This window comes from Nostoc sp. PA-18-2419 (assembly GCF_005869855.1).
In the GTDB taxonomy this organism is placed as follows: domain Bacteria; phylum Cyanobacteriota; class Cyanobacteriia; order Cyanobacteriales; family Nostocaceae; genus Nostoc.
The window spans coordinates 1-18,987 of the sequence record NZ_SZNH01000018.1 but is presented as its reverse complement, the minus strand read 5'-3'; the positions used below and the strand labels follow the sequence as shown (position 1 = coordinate 18,987).

Below are 18,987 nucleotides of genomic sequence, written 5' to 3'. Positions count from 1 at the left end.
CGAACCTGGAAGTCTCTACTGCTAACTTGTAACTGGGTATTGCTGTCAGTTGGAACATCAATTTTGATTATCTTGACGCGAACCTACACTCAGTCTTGAAGAAATTACCCGTCAGTTAAAATTTATTGAAGCAGATAGACTTTATTTAGCTGAACAAATCCCAGAGGTAGAAAAAATTTATCGCCAGCTAAAAAACCTTTTGCCAAAACTAGCACACCTGAAGAACGTAAACCAGCCATAGTTGACCCTACGCAACTATCCCCAGGAGGTCAGGTCTATTGGCGAGAATCAGAAGCGGGGATAGCAAAGCCGCGACATGGAACGTCAAGCAGATACACTTGGCACACGGTTAATTGTTGCTATTGACTACATTGCTGATGGCTTGCGTAACTTAATGGTGACATTAGAAAAACAGCAAAAAATACTCTTCCAAGCTGGTTGTCTTCGCACCCAGGTGGTAGCGAGCGAGTTAGTGATTTAGAAAACCTGATTACCCGTAGTAACTACAACCGTTACGCCGACGAAGGAGTCGGGCATCATAGAGAAATTTAAGCACGAGTGAAAAAGCTACTTGCAGATAAAAAAGCCAAAGAAGAAAAAAAATAGCGTTTTTAATGAATCAAAAAACGAAATTATTCGTCTTTAAAACTATCAATTCCCTACCGATTTTTAGTGGAGGATGGTTATGTCTTCAAAACTGCTACGATTAATATCTTTGGGCAGTCTTGGCTTATCTTTGTGTCTGGGCAATTCCGCCGCAATGGCGCAATATGACTCTACTGACAATGGTGTAGTAGTACCAACAGTGCCATCAGATGGTACATCATCACCAATACCAATCGACACATCAACAAACATACCACCTTCACCTTCAGCTGACAGTACAACTCGCTTTACCTGTCAGACTTACAATGGTCAGTACACGGTGATGTATCAGCCACAAAGTCAGCCAGGACAATACTTTCCTTGGGCGACACCTGCGACTTTGGGCGGTGGTTGGGATGCACAAAGGCGTTGTGTAGCAATTGCCAACCGCTTGGAACAGTATCGCCCAGATGGTCTACAAGAACTCCAGACATCTGTAGAAAATAATGAAAATATTGTCTGCGTTACAACTCAAGCTAATCCCAGCTGTAGAATTGTGTTGACAGTACCGCCTGGCAAAGATCCTTATACTATCCGCAACAGTATTTTCCAAAACTTGACTACTGCTGACAGTGGACAGCAAACCATAGCCGTTAACACTTATGGCGATCGCACAACAGGAAACAGCTTATATAATTTAGGACGTACACTTCTAGGCGGTGGCAATAATCGAGTTAATTCATCTAGAGGCGATATTAATCTTAAGCCTTTCCTCGATGCCAAAGATGGTGGTACTGCTAGAAACCTCCGCAATGGAGTCGCAATTCGGCGTCAGTCTCAACCAAGTTCTGTTCGCCTAAATCCTAATAATTTTCGCTAATTAATAGGTAGCAGTGGCAATTGAGTCTCACTCTAGTCAATTAACAGGTTTTCACCATTAATTACGAATTAGTCATTATTTGGTGATTGAGGAATGGGAATGGGGAGTGGTGTAGTTGAATTATTTGAAAAGCGCTGTCACATTCAGCTACTTCCACCCACAATGTAGATATAGGAACCAAGATTTTCGTCATCTGTACCCACAATTATACCGCCTTCTGCACCAGGAATAAGTTCTATTGCTTCAATTTTGTGGTAGTAAGAGCGGTAAAGGGGAACAAGTTGAGGATGCGATCGCCAAGTTATATAATTACTACACAATCCCAAGTAACCAGCAACATATACAGCTGATTGAAATGGCCCGTCATCTCCGGCATCGCTTGCTGCTGTGATGTAAACAATTCCCAACGAGTCTACTTTTAAATCAGAAATATGTCGAACATTTCCGGAAGGAAATGGTACTTTAAAGTTACCATAACCTGAAAGCTTAATTTCATAAGTCTGGGGATTATATTCTCCAAAATAAATAGTTGCTGCTGTTTCTCTTTCTCCGCGATCGGCCCAAATAGCTACTAATTTACCATCTATATATTGTAAACCAAATGCTTCTAAATTACTTTTTAGCGTAATTGATGGTAATTCAAATTCTTTAATAATATTAATATTTTTTTTGGTAATATCTAATCTCAAATAATAAGCTTTTCCTCTACTGCTTAAAGCAATAAAATCAGAATTTGATTGAGGAACAGATGTTATTGACTCTAAATCAATAGGTAACTCTATTTTAATTGGCCAGTTTAAAGAAAAATATTCAGGTTGATTTTTTCCATTAATACTAATAATTGATAATCTGCTTTGATCGGGTTTTTTATTATCATGAACAATCAAAAAATCTAAAGAATTGCTTTGCTGCTTTATCAAAGCCATACCACTGATGCCAAAAGTAATACCACCACGAACTGGACGCCATTCTTGCGCCCAAACTTGGAGAGATATCATTAACAACGCGACTAAGACTATTATATTTATGATTAACTTGAAAAATTGAGGCATAGTAAAAGGAATTGGACGGGAAGCAATTCAATTTTGGATTTTAAATTTTTGATTTGGAATTAAATTTTAACCTCAAATTTAAAATCTCAAAAACTCGTCACTCTCCGTAAGCAGAGTGTGTCAGTCAATGCTCAATGATATCAAATCTCAGGAATGTTTACGGTAAGCTTGCCGACGCCAGATTTGGGCGAAGTAGTCTTGTGATAATCAAAGTACTTTTTGCAAACAAAGCAATAATTCTTTGATAGTATATGGTTTGGACAAGAATGTATTCACGCCAATGCCAGTGACCGTACTTAGCTTCCGCTTGGACATCAATCCACTGGTGGCAATAATTTTGACTTGCGGGTTGATTTTTTTCAAGGTACGGATGGCAGTTAAACCATCGAGCGAAGGCAGCATAATATCGATTAATACAGCATTAATTTTATCGGCATTTTTAGCGTATAGTGCGATCGCTTCAATACCATCACTTGCAACTAAGGTCTTATAGTTATAAGTCTCCAATGATGATTTAGTAACCTCCTGAATCGCTACTTCATCATCGACAACCAAAATCAATTCGCCATGTCCTGTCTGTGGGATCGAATCTTCTGGGGTGAATGTTTCCATTCCCCCTACAGCTGGTAAGTAAACTTTAAAGCTAGTGCCACTTCCAGGTTCGCTGTACACGTTAATAAAACCTCCGTGGGTTTTAATGATTCCTAGTACGGTGGAAAGTCCTAAACCTGTGCCCTGTCCGACATCTTTTGTAGTATAAAATGGCTCAAAAATTCTATCTAAGATTTCCCCAGGAATCCCAACTCCAGTATCAGAGACTGTAATCACTGTGTAAGCTCCAACCTTGGCTTCTAGGTTCATCCGGGCATAATTTTCGTCAATAAACAGATTTTGTCCAGAGATTGTCAAACTACCGCCATTAGGCATAGCATCACGAGCATTAACACAGAGGTTCATTAGTACTTGATGGAGTTGGGTACTATCTCCGGAAACCATCCACAAATCCTGAGGTATATCAGTACTAATTTCTATAGATTTGGGAAATGTCTCTTTGAGAATCTTGGCAACTTCCATAATTAAATGCTTGAGTTGCAAAGTAATGCGTTTTCCCTCCACACCCCGCGCAAAGGATAGCACCTGCTTGACTAAATCGGCTCCGCGTTTAGCGTTAATTTCTAAAATTTCTAGTAGATGGTGAGTCCGCTCATCTGCATCGGGAAATTTGAGTGGTAATAGTTGCGCTCCTGCCAAAATCGGCGTCAGAATATTGTTGAGGTCGTGAGCAATGCCACTGGCTAAGGTGCCGATACTTTCTAAACGTTGAGCCCGAAACAATTGGGCTTCTAAATGTTTTTTGTCGGTAATATCTGTGTCAACACTCAGAATTGATTTGGGCTTTGCTTCTTCATCACATACTAAACTCCAACGACTGGCGACGAGGACTTCTTTGCCAGTTTTGGTAATTTTAGTTAACTCACCCTGCCACTTACCTTTACTAATAACTTCTAAAACAGCCGCTTCGATTTCTGGTGAAGGCTCGTCAAACAAAAGCTCAGTCACACTTTTTCCCCTAACCTCTGTAGCTTGCCAACCGTAAAGTGTTTCTGCGCCTTTGTTCCAGAAGATAATTTGATTATTTAAATCTCGTACGCAAATAGCATCTGTGGTGACATCAAGTAATGCTGCTTGTTCTTTAATTTTTTCTTGGGCTAATTTGTGTTCCCGCAAAGCAGCTTGCCGTTCGCTAATATCGATACTGGCGCAAGTCACCCCAACAACTTCTTGGGATTCATTCCGCAATGGCTCAACTGTCAAATCGTAATATCGAGTTGTTTGTTTAGTTGTAATTGATATTTCTTCTCGTGTTCCTATGCCACTGCTTAGTACCCCAAGTTTGATTGCGGTCAGATGTTGAGCATCTTCGGTACAGATGATATCTAAGTCTTTTTTGCCCAATATTTGCTCAACCGTCAATCCATAGGAAGGATTATAAACCCAAGTGTACCGTAACTCCCGGTCTTGGTTGTAGACAAAAATGGGAGAGTTCTTCAAGGCTACGCGAAATCGCTCTTCACTCTGTCGCAGTGCGTTGTCTGCTCGTTGACGTTCAATTGCATAACGCATCGAACGTACCAGCAAATCACCAGTTACTTGCCCTTTGACTAAATAATCCTGCGCTCCTTCCTGCATTGCCCTAGTTGCCAGGGTTTCGTCGTTTATACCTGTCAGCACAATAATTGGAGTTGCTTTTGCCTGTTGGTGAGCAGTAACAAAAGTTTCCAGTCCTTGGCTATCTGGTAGCGAAAGGTCTAACAGAATGACATCAAAAATTTCATTTGCTAAGTGGTTGAGTGCTTTCTCAAGCCGCTCAACGGGCATTAACTCAACTAGAACTGTCTTAACTTCCTTTAAAAACTCCTGTAATAAAAATACATCACCAGGATTGTCTTCTACTAATAAGACTTTTATATTTTCACCTGCCATTGCCATTACTCCGGTGGCAGTTTTACGATCGCAAACCAAAAATTTTCGATTGATTTTACAATTTTAACGAATTGATCGAAATCTACTGGCTTAGTTATGTAACAGTTTGCTGATAGATTATAAGCTTTGAGGATGTCTTCTTCGGCTTGGGAAGTCGTCAAGACGACTACAGGAATTCGTTTGAGGTTTTCATCTGCTTTAATTTCTGCCAATACTTCTCGCCCGTCTTTTTTAGGGAGATTCAAATCGAGCAGCACAATATCTGGATGAGCTGCTCTAACATATTTTTCCTGTTTTCGCAAGAATGCCATTGCCTCGACACCATCTTCTACGACGTTCAGGTGAATCGAGATTTTGCTATCTTCGAGGGCAATGCGTGTAAGTTGAGCATCACCAGGATTATCCTCTACTAACAAAACCTCAATAGGCATAATCGCTTGCATGTTGATGATTGCTTAAGAGCTTCTATCTGGAATTGTGAAGTAGAAAGTCGAGCCTTGACCCGATTTCGATTCAACCCAGATCCGCCCGTTGTGGCGTTCTATAATTTTCTTACAAATTGCTAGACCAATACCAGTACCCGCATACTTATCTCTACCATGCAAGCGCTGAAAAATAATAAAAATACGTTCAGCATACTGGGGTTCTAAACCAATACCATTATCGCGCACCCAGAAGATATATTCGTTGGGGTGGGTGGAGAGATTGGGAGATGGGGCCCCGACGTTAGCGTTGGCGCAGCCTCTCGTAGAGAACTGGGGCGTACCACTTCCCTGCGGGACGCTACGCGAACGTGGAAGCAAGCTACGCGTAGCGTCTCCCACAGAAGCCGATTGGGGATTAGGGACAATGGGGAAGGTGGGGGCCCCCTCTGGGGATAAGGGGCGATGGGGAGATGAACTAGTATTTTCTTTCTCTGCTTCCCTTGTTCCCTGTATTTTCCACTCCCTACTTCCGACTCCGATGTGAATTTGTGGGTGCTGCTTTTGACAAAATTTGATAGCGTTACTGATGAGATTTTGAAATACTTGTGTTAATTGGGTAGCATCAGCCATCACTTCAGGCAAAGTATCATAAGTGACATTTGCTTTACTATCTGCGATCGCCAGTTGGAGATTTGCGATCGCCTGTTTTAAAACAGCATTACAATCAACTCGGGTAAAAGGCTGTCCACGGGTGCTGACGCGGGAGTAGTTCAACAAATCATTGATTAGTGTCTGCATCCGCCGTGCCCCATCTACTGCATAGTTGATAAATTCATCGGCATTAATATCGAGTTGATTTTTGTATCTTCGCTCCAGCAATTGTAAATAACTGGTTACCATCCGCAATGGCTCTTGCAAGTCATGGGAAGCTACGTAGGCAAATTGTTCTAATTCCGCATTGGAACGGGCGAGTTCTTCACTTTGGCGAATTTGTTGTTCTAATAGTTGCCCCTGAGATAAAGCAAAGCCAATTTGGTTACCTAGTTGCTGTAAGAACTCTGTCTCAAAGTTATTCCACTTGCGAGGCCCAGCGCATTGGTGAGCCAACAATAAGCCCCAAATGTTATCTCTGACAAGAATTGGGACTACGAGGTTAGCTCTGACAGCAAACTGTTCCAGAAATTCTCGATGGCAAGGTCGAATATAAGCCGTTTTAATGTCTTCAATTGCACTGACTCTGCCCTGGCGATATCTTTCTAAGTATTCTGCTTTAAAGCAAGGGTCGATAATATTTTTACCTAAAATTACAGGCCAACCAGGTAGTACAGCTTCTTGTACAACTGTTCCCGAACCCTCAGCCGATAGTTGAAAAATTAAAACTCGGTCAGCTTGTAGGAGTTTTTGGACTTCAGTAACAGTAGTTTGAAGAATTTCGTCTATTTGTAAAGATTCTCGAATTTTAAGAGTAATTTCCGAAAATAATTGCGATCGTCGACTCTGTCGCTTTAATTCCTCTTCTGTTCGCTTGCGATCTGTGATATCAGTATAAGAACCAACCATTCGCACTACATTACCTAATGCGTCCCAAAGTGCCTGTCCTCGATCCAGAATCCATTTATAGTTGCCGTCTTGGCATTGGACTCGATACTCACAGACATAAAATGGTGTTTTCTGGGCAAAGTGGTTCTCAAAGGTCTGAAGTACCAAATCTCGCTCATCAGGATGGATTAGTTTTGTCCATTCATCCCAGCAATTGGAAACTTCGTGGTCTTCATACCCCAGCATTTCCTTCCACTGAGTTGAGAAGAACACTTCGTTAGTTTTGATGTTCCAGTCCCAAATACCATCATTGTTACCCTGTAATGCTAATTGCCAACGTTCTTCACTTCCTTGAAGTGCTTCTGCTGTTCGCCGTCGTTCAGTAATGTCTTGAAAATAAACAGATAAGCCGTCTTTTCCTGGATAAGCATGGACTTGAAACCAGCGCTTGAGGGGCAAATAAAACTCCTCAAATTCTACACTCACCTGTTCTAAGACAGCTTTGCGATACTGCTTTTCAAATGYTGTGCCAATAATTCTCGGAAAAACTTGCCAAATATTTTTACCCAAAAGCTGATTTTGAGTTTTTTGTAATAGCTGTTCTGCTTGCCCATTAATGTAGGTAAATCGCCATTTTTGATCTAAGGCCAAAAAGGCATCAGTAACACTTTCAAAAATATTAGTGATGCGGGTTCTAGCTGCTTCCGACTCGGCGCGTGCTGTTTGCTCCTGCACCACTAGTTTCTCAGTAATTTGAGATACCTCACTCACATGACGCCTCAGTTCCAATTGATCAATCACTAGGCGACTCAGAGCCACAAGCGCCTCGATTTGTTTTTGGCTCAATTCTTTGGGAACTTGGTCAATTACGCACAAAGTTCCCAGCATATCTCCTTTGGGAGTAATTAAAGGTACACCTGCATAAAACCGGACATAGGGGTAGCCAATTACTACTGCATTCTTCGCCAATTCTTCATTAGCTAGGGTATCTGAAACCACAACAACGTTACGCTGCTCTTGGCAAAGGTAAGATAACCCAACACTCCGGGGCATTTCTGATACGTTTATACCTACTTTTGCCTTAAACCATTGACGGTTTTGATCAATGAAATTTACCAAGGAGATAGGAGTGCCACAAATAAATGCCGCTAACTGAGCAAGATTGTCGTAAGCTTGTTCGGGTTCGGTGTCAAGAATTTGATACTGGCGGAGGGCTTCTAGCCTCGCCACTTCTGTATCAATGTGCCCTGCTTTCATTAATTTTGATTAGAAATCTAAATGTAATATTCAGTTAGCAAAGTGACTATCTCTAGACTAGCTTAACATTTTTTAACAATTTGTTAATAATTTCCTCACCTCTCTTTTAAGGTGAACGTTTGTACTATTTCATCAATGATATTTGAACCTAATTTTGATATTTTGGCTCAGGCATCGCTTAATTTACAATCCGAAGATTTGGAGTTTAATAGATGAATTCTTTGTTCAATTCCAACCGATACCTGAAATGCCGTAAAAAGGCTGATAGTACCTATGCTTACCTGAAAAGGGCTACTGTTAAACCCCTAGCAAAACGGTTGACCGCAGCTTGGCAATTAGATCACTCAAATTACCTGTGTTCAGGCGGTAACTCAGAGGATGGGCAATCAACCGCGCCGTGCTTTCATAAAGAGTAGCAATTTCAATCAAACCATTTTCGCGCAAAGTTCGCCCTGTGGAAACCAAATCCACGATCGCTTCTGACATGCCAGTAATTGGTCCTAATTCCACTGAACCATACAACGGCACTATTTCCACAGGTAAATCCAGACTGTGGAAATATTCACGAGCGCAATTGACATATTTAGAAGCAACTCTACCATGCGGTGGTAAATGTAGCGGCGATCGATAAGAACTCAATGCTTTTACCGCCACCGACATCCGACAATGTCCAAACTGTAAATCCACCAAGTGGGCAACTTGCGGCTGTTTTTCGCGTAGCACATCGTAACCAACAATCCCCAGTTGTGCCTGACCGTATTCTACATAAACAGGTACATCCTGCGCCCGCACCAATAGTCCTTTTGCAAGTCCCTTAGCGTCAGAAATTTGAAGTTGGCGATTTCCTGAATCTAAAAAAGCACTAAAATCTAACCCAACAGCTTGTAGCAACCGGATGCTATTTTTAAGTAGTTCCCCTTTGGGCAATGCAACAGTCAGCATTTTTTTCTTAACAGTTCAATAATATTGAGAATATCTCTATATGCTTACCACAAGCAGCACGAGAATTTTATTAGTTGACGATCAAGTTGAACTAACTCAACCCTTGAGTCGCTTATTAACTCGTGAGGGTTATACTGTAGATGCCGCTTATGATGGTACAAGCGGTAGCGATCGGGCAAGAGTAGGTAGTTATGACCTACTAATCCTAGATTGGATGCTACCAGGAAAAACAGGGTTAGAAATTTGTCAGGAATTGCGACGCCAAGGCAAAACTACTCCTGTACTATTTCTCACGGCTAAAGATACTTTAGATGACCGTGTAGAAGGTTTAGATGCTGGTGCAGACGATTATTTGGTGAAACCTTTTGAACTGCGAGAGTTACTAGCCAGAGTCCGGGCTTTGTTGCGTCGTTCCGGTTCCCAAGCATATGAAAATAGCATTGGGCGCCTGAGTGTAGCCGATTTAGAACTTGATTGTGAAAATCAAGTAGCCTATCGCCAAGGACGGATAATTGAACTTTCGCAAAAAGAAAGCCAGCTGTTGCAATACTTTATGGAACATACTGGACAACTGCTGACTCATGCCCAGATTATGCAAACTTTGTGGATAGAGGAAGAACAACCCAGTAGCAACGCCATTGCGGCATTAATTCGCTTGCTGCGGCGTAAGATTGAAGTAGGTAAAGAAATTACGCTGATTCACACAGTTTACGGCAAAGGTTATCGTTTTGGCGCTTCTTCAATAGAGTCTGTTTAGCCAAGAAATTAATTAAGGAGTTGAATTTTACTTTTAGTTTTGCCTTGTTGTACTAAGCAAGAGAAAACAATCGTCACCAGCCTCAAAGAACTCTTAGACGACTCAGAACTTGCAAATATTGACGACCCAGAGGAAAAATTTGTCACTAATGGAGTAAGCTGGCAAATGTATGAAGCGTTACTAACTAAACTATGCGCCAAGATTTCAGAGGAAATTCAAGCTATTGACGAATTTGAACAAGGTGCGTAAGTATTGATAATTTTATCAAAAATTCTCAGCTGGTGTACGGCTGACTTTGGGTTGTTCAAAGTACCCGTACACTACTTGAGAAACTTGACGAATAAAATCTCTGGCTCTATCGTCATTATTTGGTCTTCTCACAAAAATTCCTGCATAGTAACGCTTACCTGAAGGCGTTTCAATAATACCTGCGTCACCCAATACAAAACGCAAAGTTCCTGTTTTGTGAGCTATCTTTGCACCATAACCTAAACCAGATGGTAGCAATCTTCGATTATGACAACCATACATAATACCTATGACTTGAGACTTACTTTGAGCGGAAAGTAGCTGATTATTTACCATTAAAGCTGAGAGTCTGACTAAATCTTTTGCACTAGTTTTATTGGTTCCATTGAAGTCCCCTAACATCCGCTGAAGAGCAGTACTTTGTAATCCCCAACTGCGAAACCGTTGATTTAATTTAGCAATTCCGCCCAAACGAGCAATAATCATATTTGTTGCTGTATTATCACTAATAGTCATCATCATGGTTGCAGTTTTCAAAACACTAAACTTGCTCCCTACACGCTGATATTGCATATTTCCAGAACCACCAACAACGTATCTACGCTGCATTACTAAAGTTTCATTAAGTTTGATTCTTCCTGCATCTACTTCCTGAAATAAAGCAATCAAAATTGGATACTTAATTGTACTAGCGGCTGGGAAAGCTTTATTTCCGTTAATACTTATATAATCTCCTGTTTCCAAATCCATAAAAAAGATACCAGGAGTCAGAAATTTGTAGCGAGTAATTAATTTATTAATTGGGATTTTTAGTTCTGATATCTCGCGTCCTAAAAGAACTACACCAGTATAATTAGGAAAATTTGTTGGGTTAACAATATTACTGGGAACTGGGGGAATAAATTGAAGTGGTGGTAATTGTAGATTTGATTGGTTTGGACTCCAGTTATTATAAGAGTTAATTTTATTACTATTAGAATTTGCTTTTACTGGTGAGGAAAACAGAATAATACTGATGAGGCTAAGTAAAAACCAGCGTAATTTCATGTTTGATTGTATAATTATTATAAGATTACCTTACAGAAATTTCCCAGTCAGGTAAATCAAATCAGGACATCGAAAATAATAATCAATAAAATATATAATGTCAATATTTATAAATAAAGTCATAAAAATAATTCTATTTTTAAAATAAAATGATAATTTTTTTGATTAAATTCAGTGTTATTTAAATAACATTAAATAAAAATAAGTGTAAAAGTTAATATTTACTAGAAAAAGATTGAGAATAACGGTAATACAGCAAATTTTAATATTAAGAACTTATACCTCTAATCTTTTTTAAAAAACAGTGTTTCACAGAAAAATCTGTTTTTCAGTACTCTGTGTCTGATTGTCAAGCTAGTAACCAACGTAAAAAACCTTTCCCAACTTGCCTAAGTATAAAACTAAAAATCCATTGGAATAGGGGCCCAATTAGTGAGAAAAATAGTAAAAACAAGAAATCAGTGGGATGAATAAAAATAATAGGAGTCAGACAAGTTATTCCCCAGGCCAGCCAATTTCGATACTGAGAGTTGATATAAGTCCATCTGGGAAATTGATTAACAAGCCAATAGCGAATAATAGCAAAGATAAAATATATTCCTAGACTAGCAAATATTGATAATGCAGATGGAAGTGATTGTAATAAAGGTAATTTCCAAGCTAAAAACCCTACAGGAAATAGTAAAGCTAATTCCCAAGCTAATAGATTTAATTTAGTCTTGAGATAACTCAGTATTTGTTCAATAAGCCAATAATGTATATAAACAATATTTAAACACTCAGGATTTTGAATAAAATCATTTCTAATTTTGTGAATTATCTCACCAGAAAAGCAAACATTACTTTGTAAAACAGTATCTTCTTCTTGCGAAAAATCTAAAACTGATGTATTTTCTGTATAAGAGAGATTAAAAATAAGTCCATCTTGTAACGTCGACTTATTTTTTAATGATTTAATCCATAGTAATTGAAGAAAAGTTACTATAAAACTATTGTTAAAAATTTTGAAGCTTTTTGGGCTATTGATTAATTTTTTAGATCGCTCAGTATTTTTGGTGAAAAAAATGTTATTACTAAAGCAGTTGTAGTACCAAAGATAAGCTAGTAATTTTGGTGGAATATATAGAGAGGAGCCTATTTTGGGCGCTTGTTCAATTTGTTTTAAAACTGCTTTATTTAAATAAAAAGTGTAGTATCCTGGCTCAACCTTAATCTCAAGTTTGATAGGAGTGCTTTGAGGGATTTGTACAAAGAAAAATAGTTGAATATCATCTTGATTATCTTTGTGTATTTTATAAGCGTTCATTTCGGGATAATTTTGCAATACCTTGTACAATACCAATTAAAAAATCTAATGTTCCCCGCCACTGTTTTTCTCCAGCAACTACCCCTTCATTATGTATTTTTAGGATTAAATCTCGATCGCCATCAGGTAATTGAAATAGTTTTTTATGATAACGACTGATAATATCTCCATCTAACTGCATAACAGTTTGAGCATAAATAATATCAATATCTACACTCGTAATTTGACCACCATCAAGTGCAGCTTTAAGTTCAGACATTTTCCGCAGAGTACGAATAAATTTATTATTATTTAAAAGGTCTTCAATTTCTTGCCATCTTTGTCGCAAATTTTTTTGGCTATTATTATCTTCTATATCTGGAACAGGAGTTGGAGCAGGTAATATTGGTCGAGCTAGTTTTATATAAGCATCATCAGTTTCAATTATTTTTCCTTTATATTCAACCTCATATCTAAGACGATCCTGATATTGTACTATTCTGGGGTCTGGCTCACTACTCTCAGTACTTTGTTCGAGAAGAATGTAAAAATATTCTCTTTCAAGTTGTAAAAATAGACTTTTATAACGCTTGCGTAGCTCTTGAGCTTGAGTTCTTTCTAGTTCTGTTAAATTTAAATTTTCTGGACTTGGAATTCCTTTGACATCAAAGTAATCTTTATCATTGATTGAATAAATCTCTTGATATGCTTGCCAAGCATTAAATTTCGCACCAGTAATTTGGTCAACAACCATCGTATTTACTTCTAAAGCTGTAATATCATCGACTAATGCATATACAGATGAGACTAGCTTCTCTAGCAAATCTCTGGCTTGTTTTTGAATATTGTTAGACATAGTAATAATTTACTTGATTTATCTAAAGCAAGTTAATCTATAGGTTTGAATAGGTTCCTATGCTCTAAGCATTTTAGTGTAACTATTAATAAATAACGGTCACTATATACGTGGTAATGATTGTTGTGAAGTTTTACGAGATTTAATGATTTCTACGAAAAAATCATACAATTTATGCAAATTTTCTATATTTTTTTGCATAATTTCCCGACTTTCTTTTATTTGAGTTAGATGAAACTCACGAAGTTCTGTATATGCACCACTACCAATAAATTGACTACCAACTTCATTGTTTATATCACCATCTATTAAATTAATTACGGTATACATTCGATTACCTGGTTGAGCAGTTTGTTGAGATTTTATTTCTTCAAGCTGATTAGAAGACTCTGGAACCCAAGTGGTAATTTCTAACTCCACAACTTCAACTATTGCTGTTTTAATAGCATCAATAACGTCATCAATATTGAATCCTTCTCCTTTAGTATTTAGTTTCTGAACTTTTCTTTTAAATTCACTACTTGGCTTACTAAGTTGACTATTATTTTCCCCATTTTCGCTAGATTGACCATTAGTTTGTGTGTTTTCGTTAAGATTAGTATTCACCATAATATTTCAAAACTTATAAATTTATATCCAAACAAAATACAATTTTAGTTGATGTCAAAACTTTTAAGCCTTTTACTTAATAAAAGTAACTAAAGTCAAAACAACTTAATTATTGAAGAAATTTTTATAAATAAAAGTAAAGTTATGATTTTCCTCAGCCAATTTTCTCTTAGACAAAGAATAATACCATTTGAGATTCTGGAGCCACTAGGTTGCAGTAAATGTAGTATTTTAGTAGGCGCTCGCCACATTGTCTTAAATGGCATAATTCTAAAAAAGTTATTTAATTAGCTTTTAAGTATTATTGTTACAATTTGTATAAATTACTTCATACTTGTAAATAAAGAAATTTATAATTCTCAGAATAAATAATAAATTTTTAGTATAAATTAGAACTAAAGTTAAAATAATTTATTTTAGTCAATGTGTTTTCTGTTTTATCTAGCAAAGCGTAGACACACGGGTGTTAGCCGACTTTTCCTATGCCACTATGTATACAATAATGTGATTGCCCTGAGAAGGACAAAAAAATATGTTGTTATCTCGTCAAACTTTTGCTACATCTTTAGTAGCTTGTGTATGTATCTTAGGAGTTAGCTTACTTCAATTTTCTCGACTCCAAAAACTGCYAATTAGTAAACAAACTGCCTCCTTAGAAACTCTAAATAAAGATATTAAAAAAGAAAATATTCATCTTAATTTTCTTAAGAAAATGCCTAGTTTTAGTTATGACAATTTTGTTGCAGATTTAGTATATCTCAGTTTTTTACAATACTTCGGAGATGATGAAGTTAGGGATATAACAGGTTATAGTTTAAGTCCAGAATATTTTGAAGTAATTCTAGAACGTGACCCACGATTTTTAGCAGCCTATCAAGGTCTTTCGATTAGTACTTCATTATATGCTGCCATGCCAGAACGGGCGATCGCATTGTCAGAGAAAGGCTTAAAATCGCTATCTCCTAGGGTTCCAGAAAAATCTTATTACATTTGGCGTTATAAAGGAACTGATGAGTTGTTATTTTTAGGTAATCCTCAAGCTGCCGAACAATCTTTTGCAACAGCGGCAATTTGGGCAAAAAATTTCTCAGATGAAGAAAGTCAGTTTGTAGCTGCTAGTTCTCAAAGAACTGCTGAATTTCTCAGTCGAAATCCTAATAGTAAATATGCTCAAATTGCTACATGGGCAATGGTATTAAATAATCAAGTTGATCGAAAAACTCGCAAACGTGCGATTGGTGAAATCGAAGCTTTGGGGGGAAAAATAATTAAAACTCCTGAAGGAAATTATAAAATTGCATTTCCCCCAAAAGATTAAATTATTATTTATATAAATTTATTATAAAATAAATAAACTATTGTAAAATTCTGAAGCTATCGTAGCTGATAAAGAAAATACATAATATCTTTAAGGGCAATAGCGGTGTCGATACAATTAGCAGAATCTGATTTTCAAATATTAGGGTGTTTTTCTGTTATGTCTCAGTTGCGCCCTCACCTTCAGCAGGCTGAATTTATAGAACAAATTAGATATCAGATGAAAGAAGGATATAAAATTCTATTCTTGGAAATAGAGGAGCAAACTCTCGCAATTGCTGGATTTCGTATTAACACAAGTTTAGCATTGGGTAGATTTTTATATATTGATGATTTAGTTGTCGATGAATTGAAGCGGTCACAGAACTACGGTCAACAGTTATTTCAGTGGTTAGTTGAATATGCAAGAAATAACTCCTGCGAACACTTGAGTCTTGATTCTGGTGTTCAACGATTTGCAGCTCACAGATTTTATCTCATGCAGCGCATGAGTATTACAAGTCATCACTTTTCAATAGAGTTGTAGTGACAAGTAAGATGAGTGAGAAAAATGATATTTTTTGGTATGACGGTAATTTAATTCATTCGCAAATTCTAGAATTAAACATTAACGATCCAGGCTTACTTTATGGAGCGACTGTTTTTACAACGCTGCGAGTTTATCAGAACTCCTTAGATCATAATTTAACCAATTGGCAAGCACATTGCGATCGCCTACTTTTCTCAATCCAATCTTTTGGTTGGCAACAACCCGATTGGAAGCGTGTCCACCAAGGTGCCCAAGTTCTCCTCCCACACTTTCCCGTTCTCAGAATTACCTTATTTCCTGATGGCCGAGAGTGGATAACTGGCAGATTTTTACCACCCGATTTGACAGAAAAACAAAAAAATGGTGTACTATGTGCCATTGCTAGTTCAGAATTTTTTCGTTCTCTTCCTTCTCATAAAACTGGAAATTACCTGAGTGCTTGGTTAGCAAAAACTAGCTCAGAAGCTCAAGAAGTAATATTAGTGGATGCTATTGGAAATTGGTTAGAAACTACTACAGGTAACCTCTTGGGGTGGTGTGATGATAGTTGGTGGACGCCGCCAATAAAGGCTGGAATTTTGCCGGGAATATTGCGATCGCAACTTGTAAACGAGTTGCAAAACCAGCAACAGCCGATACAGGAAGCACCTTGGAGTCAAGAGCTAGTCGAAAGATTTGAAGCGATCGCCTACACTAATAGTGTGGTAGAGATTATCCCCATTCATACAGTTTATCAACCGACAGGATCGCTACAATATAATCCTCACCATCCTAATTTTCAGCAGATAAGGGGGCTTTTCTAGCATCACAGTCATGTCGTTTTGTTATATCTTAAAATAAGTTAACATAATTCTTAATAATGACTCTCCGTTCACAGACGCTACGCGATGGCGCAAAAAATACAGGAGGATAGACCTTAGTGAATAAAAGATGGAGAAACGCAGGGCTGTACGCGCTGCTATTTATTGTTGTCATTGCCCTGGGGACAGCATTTTTTGACAAACAACCCCAAAGCACAGAGACATGGCGATACAGTAAGTTTATTCAAGAAGTTGAACAAGGCAGAGTAGAAAAAGTCAGTCTGAGTGCAGACCGTTCTAGGGCACTGGTTACACCCAAATATGACCAAAATAAACGGGTGGTAACCCTAGTTAACGACCCAGAATTAATTAATACTCTGACATCAAAAGGCGTTGATATTTCTGTTTTGCCCCAAACTGATGAAGGATTTTGGTTTAAGGCACTCAGCAGCTTATTTTTTCCTGTATTGCTTTTGGTTGGCTTATTCTTCTTGCTACGTCGCGCTCAAAGTGGCCCCGGTAGCCAAGCTATGAACTTTGGCAAATCCAAAGCCAGAGTACAAATGGAACCCCAAACTCAGGTGACATTTGGTGATGTGGCTGGTATTGACCAAGCCAAATTGGAATTAAACGAAGTCGTAGACTTTCTCAAAAACGCCGATCGCTTTACCGCTGTTGGTGCAAAAATTCCTAAAGGTGTGCTGTTAGTTGGGCCTCCTGGTACAGGTAAAACCCTCCTAGCTCGTGCGGTAGCTGGTGAGGCGGGTGTACCTTTCTTCTCAATCTCCGGTTCAGAATTCGTGGAAATGTTCGTGGGTGTAGGTGCATCCCGCGTCCGCGACTTATTTGAACAAGCCAAATCCAATGCTCCTTGTATCGTCTTCATCGATGAAATTGACGCCGTAGGTCGTCAACGAGGTGCGGGTTTAGGTGGTGGAAACGATGAACGCGAACAAACCCTCAACCAGCTGCTCACAGAAATGGACGGCTTTGAAGGTAACACTGGCATCATCATTATCGCTGCTACTAACCGTCCCGACGTTCTAGATGCAGCACTATTGCGTCCGGGTCGCTTTGACCGTCAAGTTGTAGTAGACCGTCCCGACTATTCTGGACGCAGCGAAATCCTCAAGGTACATGCCCGTGGCAAAACCTTGGCGAAAGATGTGGACTTAGATAAAATCGCCCGTCGCACCCCTGGATTTACCGGTGCAGATTTATCCAACTTGTTGAATGAAGCCGCAATTTTGGCAGCACGGCGGAATTTAACTGAAATTTCGATGGATGAAATCAACGATGCGATTGACCGCGTATTAGCTGGGCCAGAGAAGAAAGACCGGGTAATGAGCGAAAAGCGCAAAACCTTGGTGGCGTATCACGAAGCCGGTCACGCCTTAGTTGGTGCTTTAATGCCCGACTATGACCCAGTACAAAAAATTAGCATCATTCCTCGTGGTCGTGCGGGTGGTTTAACTTGGTTTACCCCCAGTGAAGACCGCATGGACACTGGTTTGTACAGCCGCGCTTATCTGGAAAATCAGATGGCTGTGGCTTTGGGTGGTCGCCTCGCTGAAGAATTAATCTTTGGTGAAGAAGAAGTTACCACCGGTGCTTCCAACGACTTGCAACAAGTAGCCCGTGTTGCTCGTCAAATGATTACCCGATTTGGCATGAGCGATAAACTTGGCCCAGTCGCCCTCGGTCGTCAACAAGGTAACATGTTCCTGGGACGAGATATCATGTCAGAGCGTGATTTTTCTGAAGAAACCGCTGCTGCCATTGATGAAGAAGTCCGCAAACTTGTAGATGTAGCTTATACCCGCGCTAAAGAAGTGTTAATGGGCAACCGCAAGATTTTAGATCAATTAGCGCAAATGCTGGTTGATAAAGAAACAGTAGATGCCGAAGAATTACAAGAAATTCTCGCAAATAATGATGTGAAAACTGCTGCGTTTGCTTAATTAAATCACAAGTTAGAAATTAGAAGTTAGGAGTTAGAACTTAAGAACAATTCCTTACTCTAAATCAAAAAATTCGGGGTGATTCTGGTATTTTCCAGAGTTGCTCCGTTTTTTTATTAGACCTCTTGCAAAAAAGTTTTGTGGTATGGTGGAGGATTGAGTTAAATTCAACAGGAATTTAGGCTTTTTGAATTTCGTAGTTATAAAGCCCAGCAATTAAATGACAGCGCAATCCAAAACGTTTCCTGCGATTACGGTAGCGCTGACTCAAAATCCGAAAAACTTTTAACTGCCGATTAACATGTTCAATCAGGACTCGACGACTCGCTAAAGTCCGGTTAGATTGCTTTTGCTCTTTGGTTAACTTACCTCCTCTAGGTTTTTTGTGAGGCAACTGACTATTTGTATGTACC

The 18,987-nt window shown here is 38.8% G+C and carries 17 protein-coding genes and 1 pseudogene; 8 read left to right on the top strand and 10 right to left on the bottom strand.

What is annotated here, in order from left to right; all coding sequences use genetic code 11:
* Positions 1-307: 307 nt before the first annotated feature.
* Together FCR06_RS33620 and FCR06_RS18745 are read left to right on the top strand one after the other, a co-directional pair.
* Positions 308-549, top strand: a pseudogene (locus tag FCR06_RS33620) (M48 family metalloprotease); the annotation flags it as partial.
* 136 nt (positions 550-685) lie between these two features.
* Positions 686-1,465: a COP23 domain-containing protein gene (locus tag FCR06_RS18745; RefSeq protein ID WP_138502348.1), complete on the top strand. Its 780-nt coding sequence runs from the start codon at positions 686-688 to the stop codon at positions 1,463-1,465.
* A gap of 143 nt (positions 1,466-1,608) precedes the next feature.
* On the opposite strand, the gene FCR06_RS18740 is transcribed toward FCR06_RS18745, so the two are convergent.
* The 5 genes from FCR06_RS18740 to hisG all read right to left on the bottom strand — a co-directional run bounded on the left by FCR06_RS18740 (position 1,609) and on the right by hisG (position 9,164).
* Complete coding sequence (locus FCR06_RS18740; protein ID WP_138502346.1) at positions 1,609-2,517, bottom strand: hypothetical protein; 909 nt, start codon at positions 2,515-2,517, stop codon at positions 1,609-1,611.
* 207 nt (positions 2,518-2,724) lie between these two features.
* Positions 2,725-5,001 carry a response regulator gene (locus tag FCR06_RS18735; protein WP_138502508.1) on the bottom strand — a complete coding sequence of 759 codons (2,277 nt, stop codon included), beginning with the start codon at positions 4,999-5,001 and terminating at the stop codon, positions 2,725-2,727.
* Between the two features lie 5 nt (positions 5,002-5,006).
* Positions 5,007-5,432 carry a response regulator gene (locus FCR06_RS18730; RefSeq protein ID WP_223280194.1) on the bottom strand — a complete coding sequence of 142 codons (426 nt, stop codon included), beginning with the start codon at positions 5,430-5,432 and terminating at the stop codon, positions 5,007-5,009.
* Positions 5,433-5,456: 24 nt separating this feature from the next.
* Positions 5,457-8,222 (bottom strand): GAF domain-containing protein, encoded by a 2,766-nt coding sequence (locus FCR06_RS18725; RefSeq protein ID WP_138502342.1) that lies wholly within the window; start codon positions 8,220-8,222, stop codon positions 5,457-5,459.
* A 297-nt stretch (positions 8,223-8,519) separates the two neighbouring features.
* Positions 8,520-9,164 carry an ATP phosphoribosyltransferase gene (hisG, locus tag FCR06_RS18720; protein ID WP_138502340.1) on the bottom strand — a complete coding sequence of 215 codons (645 nt, stop codon included), beginning with the start codon at positions 9,162-9,164 and terminating at the stop codon, positions 8,520-8,522.
* Positions 9,165-9,204: 40 nt separating this feature from the next.
* Here hisG and FCR06_RS18715 point away from each other — a divergent pair, with 40 nt between their 5' ends.
* Positions 9,205-9,921: a response regulator transcription factor gene (locus tag FCR06_RS18715; protein WP_138502338.1), complete on the top strand. Its 717-nt coding sequence runs from the start codon at positions 9,205-9,207 to the stop codon at positions 9,919-9,921.
* Positions 9,922-9,960: 39 nt separating this feature from the next.
* A complete protein-coding gene (locus FCR06_RS34620; RefSeq protein WP_317616830.1) occupies positions 9,961-10,170 on the top strand; it encodes a hypothetical protein in 210 nt (69 codons plus the stop codon).
* A 15-nt stretch (positions 10,171-10,185) separates the two neighbouring features.
* Here FCR06_RS34620 and FCR06_RS18705 read toward each other — a convergent pair whose 3' ends face one another.
* From FCR06_RS18705 to FCR06_RS18690, 4 genes are all read right to left on the bottom strand, one after another.
* A complete protein-coding gene (locus FCR06_RS18705) occupies positions 10,186-11,217 on the bottom strand; it encodes a serine hydrolase (RefSeq protein WP_138502336.1) in 1,032 nt (343 codons plus the stop codon).
* A gap of 349 nt (positions 11,218-11,566) precedes the next feature.
* The gene (locus tag FCR06_RS18700; protein ID WP_138502335.1) at positions 11,567-12,523 is read right to left on the bottom strand and encodes a hypothetical protein; all 957 of its coding nucleotides are present in this window, start codon (positions 12,521-12,523) and stop codon (positions 11,567-11,569) included.
* Positions 12,510-13,358, bottom strand: coding sequence for a hypothetical protein (locus FCR06_RS18695; protein ID WP_138502333.1), 849 nt, complete (start codon positions 13,356-13,358; stop codon positions 12,510-12,512). Before FCR06_RS18695 ends, FCR06_RS18700 begins: the two co-directional genes overlap by 14 nt.
* Positions 13,359-13,460: 102 nt before the next feature.
* A complete protein-coding gene (locus tag FCR06_RS18690; protein WP_138502331.1) occupies positions 13,461-13,967 on the bottom strand; it encodes a hypothetical protein in 507 nt (168 codons plus the stop codon).
* 532 nt (positions 13,968-14,499) lie between these two features.
* Here FCR06_RS18690 and FCR06_RS18685 point away from each other — a divergent pair.
* The 4 genes from FCR06_RS18685 to ftsH3 all read left to right on the top strand — a co-directional run bounded on the left by FCR06_RS18685 (position 14,500) and on the right by ftsH3 (position 18,574).
* Complete coding sequence (locus FCR06_RS18685) at positions 14,500-15,285, top strand: hypothetical protein (RefSeq protein WP_138502329.1); 786 nt, start codon at positions 14,500-14,502, stop codon at positions 15,283-15,285.
* 159 nt (positions 15,286-15,444) lie between these two features.
* Positions 15,445-15,810: a GNAT family N-acetyltransferase gene (locus FCR06_RS18680; RefSeq protein WP_138502327.1), complete on the top strand. Its 366-nt coding sequence runs from the start codon at positions 15,445-15,447 to the stop codon at positions 15,808-15,810.
* An 11-nt stretch (positions 15,811-15,821) separates the two neighbouring features.
* Entirely contained in the window at positions 15,822-16,616 is a 795-nt protein-coding gene (locus tag FCR06_RS18675; protein ID WP_189523486.1) for an aminotransferase class IV, read from the top strand.
* 116 nt (positions 16,617-16,732) lie between these two features.
* Positions 16,733-18,574 (top strand): ATP-dependent zinc metalloprotease FtsH3, encoded by a 1,842-nt coding sequence (gene ftsH3 / locus FCR06_RS18670; protein ID WP_138502325.1) that lies wholly within the window; start codon positions 16,733-16,735, stop codon positions 18,572-18,574.
* Between the two features lie 178 nt (positions 18,575-18,752).
* Here ftsH3 and FCR06_RS18665 read toward each other — a convergent pair.
* Positions 18,753-18,987, bottom strand: a 235-nt coding sequence (locus FCR06_RS18665) for a transposase family protein (protein WP_138499596.1), incomplete at its 5' end; no start/stop codon positions are given.

Bases quoted from the DNA above. Each gene is read 5' to 3' on its own strand.
- FCR06_RS18740 (WP_138502346.1), bottom strand. From the start codon at position 2,517: ATGCCTCAATTTTTCAAGTTAATCATAAATATAATAGTCTTAGTCGCG.
- hisG (WP_138502340.1), bottom strand. From the start codon at position 9,164: ATGCTGACTGTTGCATTGCCCAAAGGGGAACTACTTAAAAATAGCATC.
- FCR06_RS18680 (WP_138502327.1), top strand. From the start codon at position 15,445: ATGTCTCAGTTGCGCCCTCACCTTCAGCAGGCTGAATTTATAGAACAA.
- FCR06_RS18675 (WP_189523486.1), top strand. From the start codon at position 15,822: ATGAGTGAGAAAAATGATATTTTTTGGTATGACGGTAATTTAATTCAT.
- FCR06_RS18730 (WP_223280194.1), bottom strand. From the start codon at position 5,432: ATGCCTATTGAGGTTTTGTTAGTAGAGGATAATCCTGGTGATGCTCAA.
- FCR06_RS18715 (WP_138502338.1), top strand. From the start codon at position 9,205: ATGCTTACCACAAGCAGCACGAGAATTTTATTAGTTGACGATCAAGTT.
- FCR06_RS18705 (WP_138502336.1), bottom strand. From the start codon at position 11,217: ATGAAATTACGCTGGTTTTTACTTAGCCTCATCAGTATTATTCTGTTT.
- FCR06_RS18695 (WP_138502333.1), bottom strand. From the start codon at position 13,358: ATGTCTAACAATATTCAAAAACAAGCCAGAGATTTGCTAGAGAAGCTA.
- FCR06_RS18700 (WP_138502335.1), bottom strand. From the start codon at position 12,523: ATGAACGCTTATAAAATACACAAAGATAATCAAGATGATATTCAACTA.
- FCR06_RS18690 (WP_138502331.1), bottom strand. From the start codon at position 13,967: ATGGTGAATACTAATCTTAACGAAAACACACAAACTAATGGTCAATCT.
- FCR06_RS18735 (WP_138502508.1), bottom strand. From the start codon at position 5,001: ATGGCAGGTGAAAATATAAAAGTCTTATTAGTAGAAGACAATCCTGGT.
- FCR06_RS18745 (WP_138502348.1), top strand. From the start codon at position 686: ATGTCTTCAAAACTGCTACGATTAATATCTTTGGGCAGTCTTGGCTTA.